At 65.3% G+C, this 13,989-nt stretch carries 15 protein-coding genes; 7 read left to right on the top strand and 8 right to left on the bottom strand.

Going from position 1 to position 13,989, the window contains the following annotated elements:
- Positions 1-4 precede the first annotated feature (4 nt).
- The gene (locus NL126_RS21985; RefSeq protein WP_350355474.1) at positions 5-367 is read right to left on the bottom strand and encodes a DUF7518 family protein; all 363 of its coding nucleotides are present in this window, start codon (positions 365-367) and stop codon (positions 5-7) included.
- 401 nt (positions 368-768) lie between these two features.
- On the opposite strand from NL126_RS21985, the gene gatB reads away from it, so the two are divergent.
- Positions 769-2,259 (top strand): Asp-tRNA(Asn)/Glu-tRNA(Gln) amidotransferase subunit GatB, encoded by a 1,491-nt coding sequence (gatB, locus tag NL126_RS00720; RefSeq protein ID WP_255196982.1) that lies wholly within the window; start codon positions 769-771, stop codon positions 2,257-2,259.
- Positions 2,260-2,285: 26 nt separating this feature from the next.
- Here gatB and ddfA read toward each other — a convergent pair whose 3' ends face one another.
- Positions 2,286-2,558: a DdfA family disk-determining factor gene (gene ddfA / locus NL126_RS00715; RefSeq protein WP_255196981.1), complete on the bottom strand. Its 273-nt coding sequence runs from the start codon at positions 2,556-2,558 to the stop codon at positions 2,286-2,288.
- Between the two features lie 327 nt (positions 2,559-2,885).
- Between ddfA and NL126_RS00710 the strand changes: the two genes are divergently transcribed.
- Both NL126_RS00710 and NL126_RS00705 read left to right on the top strand, forming a co-directional pair.
- Positions 2,886-3,491 carry an ArsR/SmtB family transcription factor gene (locus NL126_RS00710; protein WP_255196980.1) on the top strand — a complete coding sequence of 202 codons (606 nt, stop codon included), beginning with the start codon at positions 2,886-2,888 and terminating at the stop codon, positions 3,489-3,491.
- 132 nt (positions 3,492-3,623) lie between these two features.
- Positions 3,624-5,195 (top strand): S8 family serine peptidase, encoded by a 1,572-nt coding sequence (locus tag NL126_RS00705; protein WP_255196979.1) that lies wholly within the window; start codon positions 3,624-3,626, stop codon positions 5,193-5,195.
- Positions 5,196-5,206: 11 nt separating this feature from the next.
- On the opposite strand, the gene NL126_RS00700 is transcribed toward NL126_RS00705, so the two are convergent.
- Complete coding sequence (locus NL126_RS00700) at positions 5,207-5,794, bottom strand: hypothetical protein (RefSeq protein ID WP_255196978.1); 588 nt, start codon at positions 5,792-5,794, stop codon at positions 5,207-5,209.
- Positions 5,795-6,198: 404 nt separating this feature from the next.
- Here NL126_RS00700 and NL126_RS00695 point away from each other — a divergent pair, with 404 nt between their 5' ends.
- A complete protein-coding gene (locus NL126_RS00695) occupies positions 6,199-7,542 on the top strand; it encodes an alkaline phosphatase family protein (RefSeq protein ID WP_255196977.1) in 1,344 nt (447 codons plus the stop codon).
- Between the two features lie 93 nt (positions 7,543-7,635).
- Here the strand turns inward: NL126_RS00695 and NL126_RS00690 are convergent, their stop codons facing one another.
- From NL126_RS00690 to NL126_RS00670, 5 genes are all read right to left on the bottom strand, one after another.
- On the bottom strand, positions 7,636-9,642 hold the full coding sequence (locus NL126_RS00690; RefSeq protein WP_255198885.1) for a heavy metal translocating P-type ATPase: 2,007 nt from the start codon (positions 9,640-9,642) through the stop codon (positions 7,636-7,638).
- Between the two features lie 533 nt (positions 9,643-10,175).
- Positions 10,176-10,373, bottom strand: a complete 198-nt coding sequence (locus NL126_RS00685; RefSeq protein WP_255196976.1) for a heavy-metal-associated domain-containing protein — start codon at positions 10,371-10,373, stop codon at positions 10,176-10,178.
- Positions 10,374-10,507: 134 nt separating this feature from the next.
- Positions 10,508-11,275, bottom strand: coding sequence for a FixH family protein (locus NL126_RS00680; protein WP_255196975.1), 768 nt, complete (start codon positions 11,273-11,275; stop codon positions 10,508-10,510).
- 123 nt (positions 11,276-11,398) lie between these two features.
- The gene (locus tag NL126_RS00675; RefSeq protein WP_255196974.1) at positions 11,399-11,914 is read right to left on the bottom strand and encodes an SRPBCC family protein; all 516 of its coding nucleotides are present in this window, start codon (positions 11,912-11,914) and stop codon (positions 11,399-11,401) included.
- Between the two features lie 97 nt (positions 11,915-12,011).
- Positions 12,012-12,272 (bottom strand): hypothetical protein, encoded by a 261-nt coding sequence (locus tag NL126_RS00670; RefSeq protein ID WP_255196973.1) that lies wholly within the window; start codon positions 12,270-12,272, stop codon positions 12,012-12,014.
- Positions 12,273-12,409: 137 nt separating this feature from the next.
- Between NL126_RS00670 and NL126_RS00665 the strand changes: the two genes are divergently transcribed.
- From NL126_RS00665 to NL126_RS00655, 3 genes are all read left to right on the top strand, one after another.
- Complete coding sequence (locus NL126_RS00665; protein ID WP_255196972.1) at positions 12,410-13,009, top strand: helix-turn-helix transcriptional regulator; 600 nt, start codon at positions 12,410-12,412, stop codon at positions 13,007-13,009.
- A gap of 250 nt (positions 13,010-13,259) precedes the next feature.
- Positions 13,260-13,553, top strand: coding sequence for a hypothetical protein (locus NL126_RS00660; RefSeq protein WP_255196971.1), 294 nt, complete (start codon positions 13,260-13,262; stop codon positions 13,551-13,553).
- A gap of 70 nt (positions 13,554-13,623) precedes the next feature.
- Positions 13,624-13,974, top strand: coding sequence for an SHOCT domain-containing protein (locus tag NL126_RS00655; protein ID WP_350355515.1), 351 nt, complete (start codon positions 13,624-13,626; stop codon positions 13,972-13,974).
- Positions 13,975-13,989: the final 15 nt, after the last annotated feature.

Genomic DNA, 13,989 nt, shown 5'->3' with positions numbered 1-13,989 from the left:
CGACTCAGGCGACGATGATGTCGTCGCTCTGGTCGGCGCTCTCGTCGTCCCCTTCCGCCTCCTCCGGCTTACCTTCATCGGCCGCCTCGGGGTCCGCGCCCTTCACGGCCTCGTCGACTGCCTCCTGGGTTCCGGGTTCCTGTGCCTGTTGGTTCGCCTGCCGCTGTTGCTGTTCAGAGGCGGTTTCGCGGGCCTTCGCGCGGGAGGCGCGTCCCTCGATGATGCCGTCCAGCTCGTCGGTCCCGATGTGGTCCTCGACGAGTCGCATTCGTTCCTTGGTCTCGACGAGCTCGTCGGTCAATCCGTTCACCGTGGCCTCGAGCTCCCGAACCTTCGCCTCGAGTTCCTCAACCCTGTTACCGGCCATACAGCGTACCCCAGCCTCTACGCCCTTAAAGTTGCGTCAGACAATGACATAGTTCCTGATACGTCCCCGCCTCCCGATTCGCCCCTGTTTCCTCTGGAGAAGCCGAGAAGTCGCGTCGACGAACAGGAGAACCACCCGAAAGCCCGGGCTACCGAGACCTCGAGCACGCCCGACAGGCGGAACTCACCGGTCGGCGCTCTGTCTCAGCCGACGACCCGAGCGTAGCCAGCTCGGAGCCCCCTTCCGACACCACCGAGCTAGATGCGGTACAGTTCGACGGCAAATCGGCGGAGGGGATCGCGCATACGTGGCAGTCCGACGATGGATGCACTTCCCGCTGTCGCCCGCTGGCGAGGGCACGCTCCGTTAGGCTAAAGCGGGCGCGTCCGAATCGTACACCAATGACCGCACAGACCGCGGAGAGCCGCGAGCTGGCCGCCGTCATCGGCCTCGAGGTCCACGTCCAACTCGAGACCGAGACGAAGATCTTCTGTGGCTGTTCGACCGACGCTGCCGAGGACGAGGAGCCCAACACCCGGACCTGCCCGACGTGTCTCGGGCTGCCGGGCGCGCTCCCCGTGCTCAACGAGGGCGCGGTCGAGGCCGCCGTGAAGATCGGGAAGGCCATCGGGGCGTCGATCCCGGACGAGACCCGATTCCACCGGAAGAACTACTACTACCCCGACCTCCCCAAAAATTTCCAGATTACGCAGTACGACGCGCCGGTCTGTCAGGACGGGACGCTGGAGTTCAAGGTCGCCGGCGAGACGCGTACCGTCAACATCGAGCGCGCCCACCTCGAAGAGGACCCCGGGAGCCTCCAGCACAAGGGGGGGAGCATCGACACCGCCGACTACACGCTCGTCAACTACAACCGCGCGGGGACGCCGCTGATGGAGATCGTCACCGCCCCCGACTTCCGGGGGGCGAACGAGGTCCGGTCGTTCCTCGCCAAACTCGAGGAGGTCCTCGAGTACCTCGGCGTGTTCGACTCGACGCGCGACGGCTCGCTCCGGGTGGACGCGAACCTCTCTATCGTCCCCGCCGACGAGGTCGCGGACGACGGCTCCATCCCGGTCGAGGTTCTGGAGTCGGCGAACCGCACCGAGGTCAAGAACATCTCCTCGCACAAAGGGGCCGAAAAGGCGCTGGCGTACGAGGAGACGCGGCAGAAGAACGCCGTCCGTCGGGGTCGCGAAGTCGAACAGGAGACCCGCCACTGGGACGAATCCCGCGGCATCACCGTCTCGATGCGCTCGAAGGAGGAGGAGAAGGACTACCGGTACTTCCGCGAGGCCGACCTCCCGCCGCTTCGGGTCTCCGACTGGAAGGACAAACTCGCCATTCCGGAGCTGCCCGACGCGCGGCGCGAGCGGTTCCGCGACGAGTACGGGCTGTCCAGCGAGGCCGCCTCCAAACTCACCTCGACGAAGCAGGTCGCGGACTTCTTCGAGGACGTCGCCGACCAGTTCGACGCCGACCTCGCGGCGACGTGGGTCGCGGACAACCTGCTCGGCGAACTCAACTACCGCGACATGGAGATCACGGACGTCTCAGGGCGTCTCGACGAGTTCACGCGACTGGTCGAACTCGTCGCGACGGACGAGATCACGACGAAGAACGCCGAGGAGGTCGTGCTCCGCGAGATGCTCGACGCCGGCGACGACCCCGACACCATCGTCGAGCGCGAGGGGCTCGGCAAGACCGACGACGACGCGGTCATGGACGCGGTCCACGAGGCCATCGAGGAGAACCCCGAGGCGGTGGAGGACTACCACGCCGGCGAAGGCGGTGCCATCAACTTCCTCGTCGGGCAGGTGATGCAGAAGACGCAGGGCTCTGCGGACCCCGGCACGGTCAACGAGAAACTCCGCGCGGAACTCGACGGCTGACGCCCGCCCACGCGCTCAGATTCCGTCTAGTTCGATGTCGCCCCGTCTAGTTTGATGTCGCCGTCGCTGTAGACCGTCACGGCGACGCCCGCGTACGTGAAGCTCACTGTCAGCCTCTCAGCGCCGGCCTTCCCCCTGCTCTTGACGAGTGTGTCCAGCGCATCGACGTCCACCGCCTCGAACAGCGGTGGGAGGTCCGTTGTCGCCGTGTCGGTCGCCGCCGAAACTGCCTCGACGATGGCGATACTCGGTGAGGTCCCCCCATCCCATCGATGTACGATTGGCTCTGCCGCTCGCATCGTGTCGTCCTCTGACTTTTTATTACCCATTGTCTGCTCACCCGAGTCGCGTGGTGCCCGTCAGCCAACCGGTGCCCGCGAGGCTGATAGAAGGGTTTGGCTAATCCACCACTTAAACCTGTTGTGAGTGTTCGAGCGTGAGACGTCCCGGGGAGTGTAGCTGGTCATGGTACCGACCTGTCCCTGGCCACCGGCGTCGCCCCGTCGACGGATTTCACCCGGGGTAGCATCGCGTTACCGGTGCTCTATCGCCGCGATTTTCCCGAGTCGGTCGGCCGTGGTGAGACCAACCGCAAATATTTGTAGCGGCGTCCCCAACGACAATCGATGTCAGAGCTCCTGCCCTCCCAGTCCGAGGCGTCCCCGGAGCAGACCGGGGAGCTTCAGGCCCTCTGGCTGGACAGCGAGGACGCGGGCGAGCTGCTCTCCTCGCTGTCGTCAGATACGGCGCGGAACGTCCTGACGACGCTGCACGACGAGCCCTCGACGGCCTCGGAGATCGCAGAGCGCGTCGACACCTCCTTACAGAACGCCCGGCACCATCTCGGCAACCTGCAGGACGCCGGACTCGTGCGCGTCGCGGAGACACGCTACTCCTCGAAGGGGCGGGAGATGAACGTCTACGCACCGAGCGAGAACCCGATGGTCGTCTTCGTCGGCAATCAGGACGCCGAGGAGAGCAGTAGCGTCCTCGACGCGCTCCGCGAGATGCTGCCGGTCGTCGGCCTGCTCGCGATGGCGAGCCTGCTGGTTCAGTGGGTCGTCACCCTCTCGACGGGGACGAGCGCTCCCGGCGAACTCCCCCGCTTCGGCCAGGACCTCACCGGCCCAGCCGGGGTCGCGCTCCCCGTGCTCCCGCCGGGGCTGGTGTTCCTCCTCGGTGGGCTGCTCGTGCTCGCGGGCATCGTCGCGATTCAACACTACCGCGAGTAACCGATTCACCAGTTCCGCGAGCAAATGTGCTCAAGGGGTGCCGCACGTGTCCATCGATGGGTCGATTGGTTCTCGAGTGAGCACATATGCAGGTGAACCTATTTACGCCGTTGTTGATTACACTGGCTGAACATGCGCCGCGAGGCCACCGCTTGCCTGCTTCTCGCGGTCCTCGTAGTCGCAGCACCCGTCGTCGCCCTCTCTCTCCAGTCGCCGGAGCCGGCGGCTCGCGACCACACCACGGAGACGTTCGAGTCGCTGGGTGACCGGCTCGGCGTCGCCGCGCCCGACCCAGCGCCAGCCGCGTCGGTCGACCACGAGGTCCAGGTCGTCGTCGAACTGAAGGACGGTGCGACGGTCCCCCGCGACCAGCTCGTCGTCGACCGGGTGTACAGCCGCCGCGGCGCCCGCATACTGCAGGGGACGGTCCCACTGTCGGAGGTCCGGGCACTCTCGCGTGACCCTCGCATCACAGCCATTCAAATCCAGTCGCAGCGCGTGGGCATCAACCAGCAGGTGTCGCCGGGCGTCGCAGCCATCGGTGCCGACGAACTCCATGAGCGCGGACTGCGTGGCGAGAACGTCGCGGTCGGCATCATCGACCGCGGCTTCCGACCGAGCGACCCCGAAATCGCCGGCAACATCGGTGCGTACAGCAGCTTCGACGCTGCCGACGACGAGTGGGTCCACGGGACCGCAGTCGCGAGCGTCGTCGTGGACACCGCACCGAACGCGACGCTCCACCTCGCGGCCGTCGGCCCGACGACCACCCCCGACGAGTATCGGCGCGCGGTGTCGTGGCTCCGGGCGTCGGGTGCCGACGTCATCCTCGACTCGGGGAGCTACTTCGGCCAGCCGACCGACGGGACGGGCGAACTCTCCCAAATCGTCGCGAACGCCTCCGAGGACGTGGTGTTCGTCACCGCTGCCGGCAACTACGCCCAGCGCCACTGGGCGGGTTCGCACGACGGCACGGGTGAGCCGGAGTGGGTGCAGGTCGGCGCCGACGAGGGGAACGCCCTCGGCAACGGCACTATCTCGGGCCGTGTCAGCGTCGGCCTCCAGTGGAACGAGTGGCCGACCGCGACCGATTACGACCTGTACTTGATGCGCGCCCAGCCCGGCGATGACGTGGTGGTCGCGGCCTCGACGACCAGACAGGACGGCGACGACGACCCGGTCGAACACCTGCAGGCGACCGTCGCCGAGGGCCGCTACTACGTCGCGATTCGCGCGGTGAACGCCACGGGCTCCCACACCCTCGAACTGTTCGCCAACCGCGCGCTGAACAACTCGGTTCCGGCCGGGAGCCTCACGGCGCCCGCTACCGCCCCTGGCGTGCTGACCGTGGGAGCGATTCACAACGACTCGGTCGCGGCGTACTCCTCACAGGGGCCGGTGGGGACGCGCCTCGGCGTCGACGTGGTCGCCCCGGACAGCGTCGCCGCGACTGCCGTCACCGACGGGCAGGGCACCTCCTACGCCGCACCGTACGTCGCGGGCCTCGTCGCGCTCCTGGAGAGCGAGTACCCCGAACTCACGCCGGAGCAGCACCGGGGCATCGTCCGGTCGTCGGCCATCGACGTCGGGCAACGAGGCCCCGACATCGCAGCGGGCTACGGCCGCGTGGACGCCCGGACGGCGTACCTGCTCGCGGTCGACCGCGCCCGGTTCGCACCCGTCGACGAGTCGGAGTCGGAGTAAGGGAGTCGACGCTATTCGGCGTATTCGAGCCCCAGCGAGAGGTTGAACCCACCCTCGCGTGCGGCGGGGTCGACGCGCAACAGCACGAGCAGGCAGACGAGCGCGGCGAGTTCGAGCGTCTTCGAGACGATGCCGAGCAGCGTGCGCGCGGACCCGCCTTCCGCCGTGGCGGCACCGACCGTCGCCAGCAACGGGGCGACGTAGTGCGACCCGAGCGTGTCGAGTAGCCCACCGTGGGTGTGCGTCTCGACCTGGTCTGCCCCGCCCGAGAGAGCGAACCCGTGGTCGAGGACGGTGTGCCACGCGACCCAGCCGACGAGGAACGTCACCATCGCGACGACGCCGAGCTGGTAGGCCGTCCGGCGGTCGATGTGGTCGCGGGCGGTCGCGACGATGCCGCCGAGGATGGTGAGCGAGGAGACCAGAAACAGCAGGGCGCGTGGCCGCTCGAACACCACGCCGGTCAGGTACTGCCCCAGCAGTCCGTTCGCCGCGAGCGTCGCCAGTTGCTCGGAGCCGACCGCGAAGTGGACGACGGCCACCGCGCCGACGAGCTGGAGCGTCACGAACTGCAAGGTTCGAACCGCCCGGTCGTTCATGCGTCGGCTCGGGCGCGCGCAACCAAGAGCCACGCGGTTTCTCGCGACTCCCCGAGATACCCACGAGTTATGGGCTCGGTCCCTGGCATGGCCCCGGTCGAATAATAATGTCTCTGGGTAATCGGGGTGTCGTTGCCCCATTTATCACGATTATGGATGGGTATATGCGTCCGGGCACACAGCCTAGAGACATGGCCGCGAAAGAGCGACCGACGTTCGGTATGCACCACGTCACCGTCGTCCCGACGAACTTCGAGCCGCAGGTGGACGATGACGACGCGTCCGAGGCCGACGACGCCGAGTAGCCGGTCGCCGAACCCGTGTCGATTGCCGCTATCGCTGACCGGTCGCGCGTTTGACCGGTGAAAAGAAGCTTCTTGTAGCCAGCCGCTGGATGCGGAGGTATGGGACTGTTCGACCGACTCCGTGGCAGCGATGGCCCACGAGTCGCCTTCTTCGGCATCGACGGCGTCCCGTACAGCCTCATCGCGGACAACCCCGAGGTCTTCCCGAACCTGACCGAGATGGCTCAGGCGGGGTCTGCCGGCGCCATCGACTCCATCGTTCCCCCGGAGTCGTCGGCCTGCTGGCCCGCGCTGACGACGGGCGTCAACCCCGGCGAGACGGGCGTCTACGGCTTCCAGGACCGCGAGGTCGGCTCCTACGACACCTACGTCCCGATGGGACGCGAGGTGCAGGCCACCCGTCTCTGGGACCGCGTCACGGACGCGGGTCGCGACGCCACGGTGATGAACGTCCCCGTGACGTTCCCGCCACAGCGCAACGTCCAGCGGATGGTCTCGGGCTTCCTGTCCCCGGGTGTCGACAAGGCCGCCTACCCGGACGACCTCCGGGAACACCTCGAGTCGTCGGGCTACCGCATCGACGTGAACGCCAAGCTCGGCCACAGCGAGGACAAGAGCGATTTCATCGACGACGCCCACGAGACGCTCGACCGCCGCTACGACACGTTCGAACACTACGTCGAGAAGGACGACTGGGACCTCTTCTTCGGCGTGTTCATGACGACGGACCGGGTCAACCACTTCCTGTTCAAGGACTACGAGCGCGACGGCGAGTACAAGGAGGCGTTCCTCGAGTTCTACAGCAAGGTCGACCGGTATCTCGGCCAGCTCCGCGAGAAGCTCCCGGACGACGTGACCATGATCGTCGCGAGCGACCACGGGTTCACCTCGCTCGACTACGAGGTCCACTTCAACGCCTGGCTCGAACAGGAGGGGTGGCTCTCCTACCAGAGCGACGACCACGACGCACTCTCGGATATCGCCGAGGAGACGCGCGCCTACTCGCTGATTCCCGGGCGGTTCTACATCAACAAGGAGGGCCGCGAGCCCCGTGGCTCCGTCTCGGAGGAGGAGTTCGCGGACGTCCGTGCCGAACTCAAGGCCGAACTCGAAGCGCTGGAAGGCCCCGACGGCAAGAAGGTCGCCGAACGGGTCGTCACCAAGGAGGAGGCGTTCCGGGGCGCCCACGACGACATCGCACCGGACCTCGTCGTCATCCCGAACCACGGCTACGACCTCAAGGCCGGCTTCAAGGGTCACGAGGACGTGTTCGGGCAGGGGCCCCGCAACGGAATGCACAGCTTCGACAACGCCTCGCTGTTCATCGACGCCCCCGACGCTCGCATCGAGAACGTCGACCTCTTCGACATCGCGCCGACCATCCTCGACCTGCTGGAGATGGAGATGGACCGCTCGGAGTTCGACGGCGCGTCGCTGGTGTAAGCTCGAGGAGTCTCGACGGCCCCGGAACGTACCGGACTCACCACCCGTTCGATTGGATCTCGACAGCGAGCAGCTCGTCGAGCCCCAGCATCCTCATGCCGAGAGGTCGACCCCTTTGAGCCGGCGGGCGTTGATGGCGACGATGATGGTCGAGAGCGACATGAACACCGCGCCGACTGCCGGTGACAGGAGGATGCCGATGGGTGCGAGAATCCCGGCTGCGAGCGGGAGCGCGACGACGTTGTAGCCGGTCGCCCACACGAGGTTCTCCTGCATCTTCCGGTAGCTCGCCTTCGAGAGTCTGACGAGGCGGACGACGTCCATCGGGTTGTTGTCGACGAGGATGATGTCGCCGGACTCGATGGCGACGTCGGTTCCCGAACCGATGGCGATACCCACGTCGGCTCTGGCCAGCGCCGGGGCGTCGTTGACGCCGTCGCCGACCATCGCGACCAGTTTCCCCTCGGACTGGAGCTGTTCGACCGTGGTGTCCTTCTCCTCGGGGAGCACCTCCGCGAAGTACTGGTCGATGCCGAGCTCCTCGGCGACGGCCCGCGCGACGTCCTCGGAGTCCCCGGTCAGCATCGCCACCTCGATGCCCATCCCGTGTAGCGCCTCGATGGCCTGCCGGCTCTCCTCGCGAATCACGTCCGCCAGCGCGAACGCCGCCACGACCTCGGATTCGGCCCGGACGAGGTACACGACGGTCTGGGCGTTCGCGCCGGCCTCCTCGGCGAACGACACGATCTCGTCGGACCGCTCGATGTCGAGTTTCTCGATGAGGTTCGGCCCACCGAGATGCGTCGTCTCACCGTCACCAGAACCCGATTCGGGTTCTGGTTGGCTCGACAGAGCACCGCTCCGTCGAACGTCGACGGTGGCGCGGACACCGAGCCCGCGGAGGTTCTCGAAGTTCGAGACGCTGGCTCGCTGAACGCCCCGTTCCTCGGCGGCGGTCCGGATGGCCCGAGCGATCATGTGCTCGGAGTCGCCCTCGACCCCGGCCGCGACTTCGAACGCCCGCCGTTCGTCCCAGTCGGCCGCCGTCCGGACGCCAACGACGCCCTGCTCGCCCTTCGTGAGCGTGCCGGTCTTGTCGAACATCACCGTATCGAGGTTTCGGGCCTCCTCCATCGCGATCCGGTCGCGGATGAGCATCCCGTTCTGGGCCGCGGTGGAGGTGTTGATCGCGACGACGAGGGGAACCGCGAGCCCGAGTGCGTGTGGGCAGGCGATGACGAGGACGGTCACGACCCGTTCGAGGACGCCGATGTTGAATCCCACCGCGACGACCCACGCGACGGCCGTGATGGCCGCGACGGCGAGCGCGACGTAGAACAGCCACCCCGCCGCGCGGTCGGCGAGCAGTTGCGTGCGCGACTTCGACGACTGGGCCTCCTCCACGAGGCGCATGATGCCCGCGAGCGCCGTCTCGTCCCCGGTTTTCGTCACACGAACCCGGAGGCTCCCGTCCTGATTCACCGTCCCGGCGACGACCTCCACGCCGGGCTCCTTGTCGACGGGCCGGGACTCCCCCGTAATCATCGACTCGTCGACGGAGGACTCCCCCTCGACGACCTCGCCGTCAGCGGGAACGGACGCGCCCGGGCGGACGAGGACGACGTCGTCCTCGGAGAGGTCCGCGACGGGCACCTCCTCGGTGTCCCCGCTCTCGGTGACGCGTTCGGCGGTGTCGGGCATCAGTTTCGCCAGCTCGTCGAGCGCTCCGGAGGCCTGGCGGACCGACCGCATCTCCATCCAATGGCCGAGCAGCATGATGTCGATCAGCGTGACGAGTTCCCAGAAGAACGGCGTCGTCCCGGGGAGGAACAGGCTCGCGATGGAGTAGCCGAACGCGACGGTGATGGCGAGCGAGATGAGCATCATCATCCCCGGCTCGCGGTTCTTCACCTCCGTTCGAGCCATCGAGAGGAACGGCACCCCGCCGTACGCGAAGACGACGACCGAGAGGACGGGCGTGATCAGGTCGCTCCCAGGGAAGGTCGGCGCAGTGTAGCCGACCGCGTCCTGGACGAACTCGCTGAAGAACACGACCGGAATCGAGAGGACGAGCGACACCCAGAACCGGCGCCGGAACATCTGCTCGTGCCCCGAGTGGTCGGTGTGGGCTCTGTGGTCCTCGTGTTTCTCGTGTTCCTCGTGGTCTTCATGTCCCCCCTCGTGGTCGTGTGCGCCCTGGTCCTGTGCACCGTGGTCGTGTTCGCTCTCGCCGGTGTGACCGTGTTCGGTCTCGGCGTGGCTGTGCCTGGAGTGAGCGTCGTGCTCGTGGTGCGCGGGTTCATCCGTTCGCTCGGGTTCGGTGCTGGGCTCGGCTGGCCGGTCGTGCGTCGCGTGTTCGGGTGCGTGGGACGGCTGCGTCGTGGCGGAGAGAGCCCTCGCTCGCATCTCGCGGTCAGATTCCAACTGACAGATTCGACAACAGTAGACGGGCCCCTCGGCGTGGGGTTCGGGTGAAGAGTGCCCGGAACGCTCGTGATCTGAATGATTGCTCATGGTTGGGTGTTGGTATCGTCTCCCACTATCTTGCCCGGGCCCTGACACTCTGCGGTCGAGGGGACGCGGACTCGAACGAGGATGACGGGGATGGTCGTCCGCGAACGGTCTGCGCGGTCTCAGGCGTGGGCGGTGTAGCCAGCGTCCTCGACGGCCTGTACGAGGGCTGTGACGTCGGCATCGCCATCGATGCTCGCCTGCTCCGCCTCACGGTCGGCGGTAGCGTCGGTCACACCAGAGACGCCTCGAAGCGCCTCTTCGACCGTCTGTTCACAGTGACCGCAGGACATTCCCTCGACGGTGATGGTCGTCGTCATACAGGAACACGTACGTCTCCCTCTCTTATGCAGATTTTCCCTTCGAAGGTGTGGGTCGTCGGGGACACTAACCTTGGAATCGAAGTTCGGAACGCTGCAGTAGAGGTGTCGGTGACAACGTAGTTCGTGAGCGCTCAGCGTTCGATTCGAATATCGTGCTGAGTCGTGACGAGCGTCCCGTCCGGTTTAGATTGAAGAAACAGTCGGTAGCGTCCAGGTGCAGGAAATCGCGTGCCGAATTCGACACGCCCGCTGTCGGGACTCGTCTCTTCGGGGTGGACGTGCAGGTAGGCGAGGTCCCCTTCGCGGAGCACAACGAGGTGACCGAGTGCGCCCAGGTATGGATCCAGACGCGACACGGATTCGCCGTCACGGCTGATTTCGAAGACTAGCTCGACCGACTCACCGGCAAGAACCTCATCAGTCCGAAGCTCGACGACGTATCCATCTGCCGTCGCACGTCGTAACGTATCTGGACGTGGTGCAACCTCCATCTCGCCTGAAGCAAACAGATCGAACCCGAGTGTCGTCGGTCGACCGTCGACGACTAAGTCGACAAACGCCCGGTAGACGCCTGGGTCGTAGAGCGAAAAGCCTTCGACACGCCACGTCCCGTCGGCGTCGAGCCTCGGATGGAGATGCTGGAATCGAGTCAGATCTCGACGGACCACGATCAGGTGGCTGCGCTGTCCGTGCGCTTCGTCAAATCCGGTCACGACGTCGCCATTCGACGCGACGATCTGAAAACTCCAGTCCGATGAGTCACCTGAAGAGAACCGCGTGTCCGTCGGCACCAAGCGAAGTCCGTCTGCGTCCACCGAGAGCCCGCCCAGCGTCGCGTGCCCGCTAGAACCGTACCCCTCGGTGGGGACGTGACTTCCGTGGCTGGAGTGATCCTCCATACAGCATAGATGGTCTGTAACGAATTTACCGATTGCCCTGCTCCGGTGGTGAGAACCGTAGTCTCACCCAGTCGGGCCATCTCCATCTGATTCACAATCGGGAAGTCGGCCCAGCAATGGCAATCACGACGTCGCCGTGGCGACCTCGGATTCGAGCTGCTGTTTGAAGAACACGAGCTCCTTGTTGGTGTGGTCGTAGAGCTTGGCCTTCCCATCGAGGACGGTCGTGAACAACCACTTCAGGAACCTGCCACGGCGATTGTTGGGAAAGTCCATCCAGACGGCGTGTGACATCCGCGTCCCATCTGCTGTCTCTTCGAGCTGAATGGTACCACCCTCGGGGATCCGAACGGTGACAAGCCCACGAAGGAGCGGATAATACGCTGTTCCCGTCCAGACCGCTACGTTCGGATGGTCGATGTACTGGAATCGACCGTGGAGGTCGGCGAACATCCCTGCGACCGCTTCGGCCTGATGGAACGTCGCACCCTCACGCGGCCGATTGTCGGGCGTGTCGTATTCGAGTCCGTAGTGTTCCTCTGGGTTCGACGCTGTCCAGTGGACGGGGTCGGTCACGTACTCCCAGATCTCGTCGGGCGATGCGTCGATGACGATTTCGGCTGTATCGGTGACGTACATGGGATTTCCTCCGTGCTGCAGTATAGGCCGTGTAGGATTTTCTCCGTATCTGGTTCGAATCGAAGGGATAGACCGGTGAGAGTCGTCGAGGAGCCCGTCATATCGCTTCGTTTCCGTGGGCTGAAGGGGTGAGGAACTGGCTATTCCAGAGGAGGGCGGTCGATACCGCGTAAAACAGGAGTAACGAGAGATTGTACGCAGTGACGATGAAGAAGATACGGAGTTCGAGTGGGGAGCTCAGCGCGAGGAGACCGGTCACCGCCTGAATAACGAGAGGGTTCGCGAGCGCGAACCACTGCGGATAGTGCGTCTCCTTGAACGCGATCGCGAAGGAAATGAGCAAGAGCGCCACGACCATCACTAATTGCACTATCTCCTCATGTCGGATTCGAGACGGGGATGCAGAGTCTTGTGGAACATAACCATAACTGGTACACCGATGGGCGTCGAAGGAGCTAGCATGACGAATCGGTGGAGGAACCTGAGGTGGGACGGATGAATCGGCGTCGAGCCAATGTCGCCGTTGGTGTCCTCGTCGCGATAACCCTCCTCGTCGGTGGTGTACTCAGCTGGCAAGCGTACCAGCAACAGCAGGCCTTCGAGCAGATGGGGTCGATGATGGGGACGTCGATGGGGGCCGTTCACGGCACGAATCCGCTCTGGTACGTCCTCGGGACCGTCCTCCTCTCGGCTGTCATCGCTGGAGGGTATCTGATGCTTCGCGACGACCTCACCGGCACGGAGGCAGTCGACCAGCAGCAGAGTGAAGCGGTGAATCGACCCGCCCCGGGGAGAGCCGAGTCCGACCCATCACTCAACCCCGCTCAATCGAACGGGGCTCTCGATCCAGAAACTCGGCCTCGGGCCCGTGTCCTCGACCTGTTACCTGCCGACGAACGGCGTATCCTCGAACCCGTCCTCTCATCGCCCGGCATCACGCAGATCGAGCTCAGAGACCGTTCGGACTTCTCGAAGAGCAAGGTGAGCCAGACGGTCAGTGACCTCGAGAAGCGCGGGCTGCTGTACCGCGAGCGCCAGGGCCGGACGTACCGCATCTATCCGAGCGACGACTTACAGCAGAATCGGGCACAGTAGCCATCACGACCACAGTTCCCGACTCGTCGGTCCACTCCACAGTTGGGGTCGGAACCGTTCTGTCAGCGGTCGTCGGGGCACCAGCTCGGGGCGACGAACCCCTCCGCGATGAGTTCGGGAGGGACGAACGGTTCTGGTTCTGAAGAACGATTAGCGCGCTCTATACACCTTCTCGAACGTTCTCCTGCGTGGGTTCACACCCATCGTGATAACCCTCGAGCGGTCCTACGAGTAACCGAGGAGAGAGACAATGACCACCTTCAAACTCGGCCGCTGGCTGCTCGTGGCGCTCGCGATCGTCGGACTCGCGTTCGCCGCGCCCGTGGTCAGTGCTCACAGCAACGACACGGCCGCTGACGATCCACCGTACGACGGAACTGTCGCCGACTGGACGGCCTGGATGGAAGCGCACATGACCCAGCACATGGGCTCCGGTAGCGTCGAGTGGATGGAGTCGCACATGGGTGTGACCGTCGACGAGATGGCTCGGGACATGGCTGACGACCGCCACAACGGCGGGATGTACGGCCGGGGCCACTGCTGACGGCTCCTGACCACTTCGAACGCATCGAAAACGCATCGAACGAACACCGGCACACATGCAACCCACGACCATGACACAATTCACCACCTCCCTTGGACGCATCGCTCGTCGACTCACGCTGCTCGCTGCCCCACTACTCGTCGTGACGGCTGGCCCGGCTGCCGCTATGGGCGGAAGCTACGGTGGCGGCATGATGGGCGGTGGCTGGGGGTTCTTCGGTGGCGGGATGGGCCTCTGGGGCCTCCTCTGGATGGGGCTGCTGCTCGCAATCCCGCTTTACCTCGTCTTCACGCTCGGACGGAATCGAGACGATGGGAACGGCGAACGCCCGCTATCGGTCCTCAGAGAGCGCTACGCGCGTGGCGAACTCTCGGACGACGAATTCGAACGGCGACGTGAGCGACTGGAGACGTCCGAGTGACAGCAATCGCTCCGC

This window comes from Halorarius litoreus (assembly GCF_024362405.1).
GTDB lineage: Archaea > Halobacteriota > Halobacteria > Halobacteriales > Haloarculaceae > Halorarius > Halorarius litoreus.
Note: the sequence above shows the minus strand (reverse complement) of the source record. Positions and strands in the feature narration are given on the sequence as shown.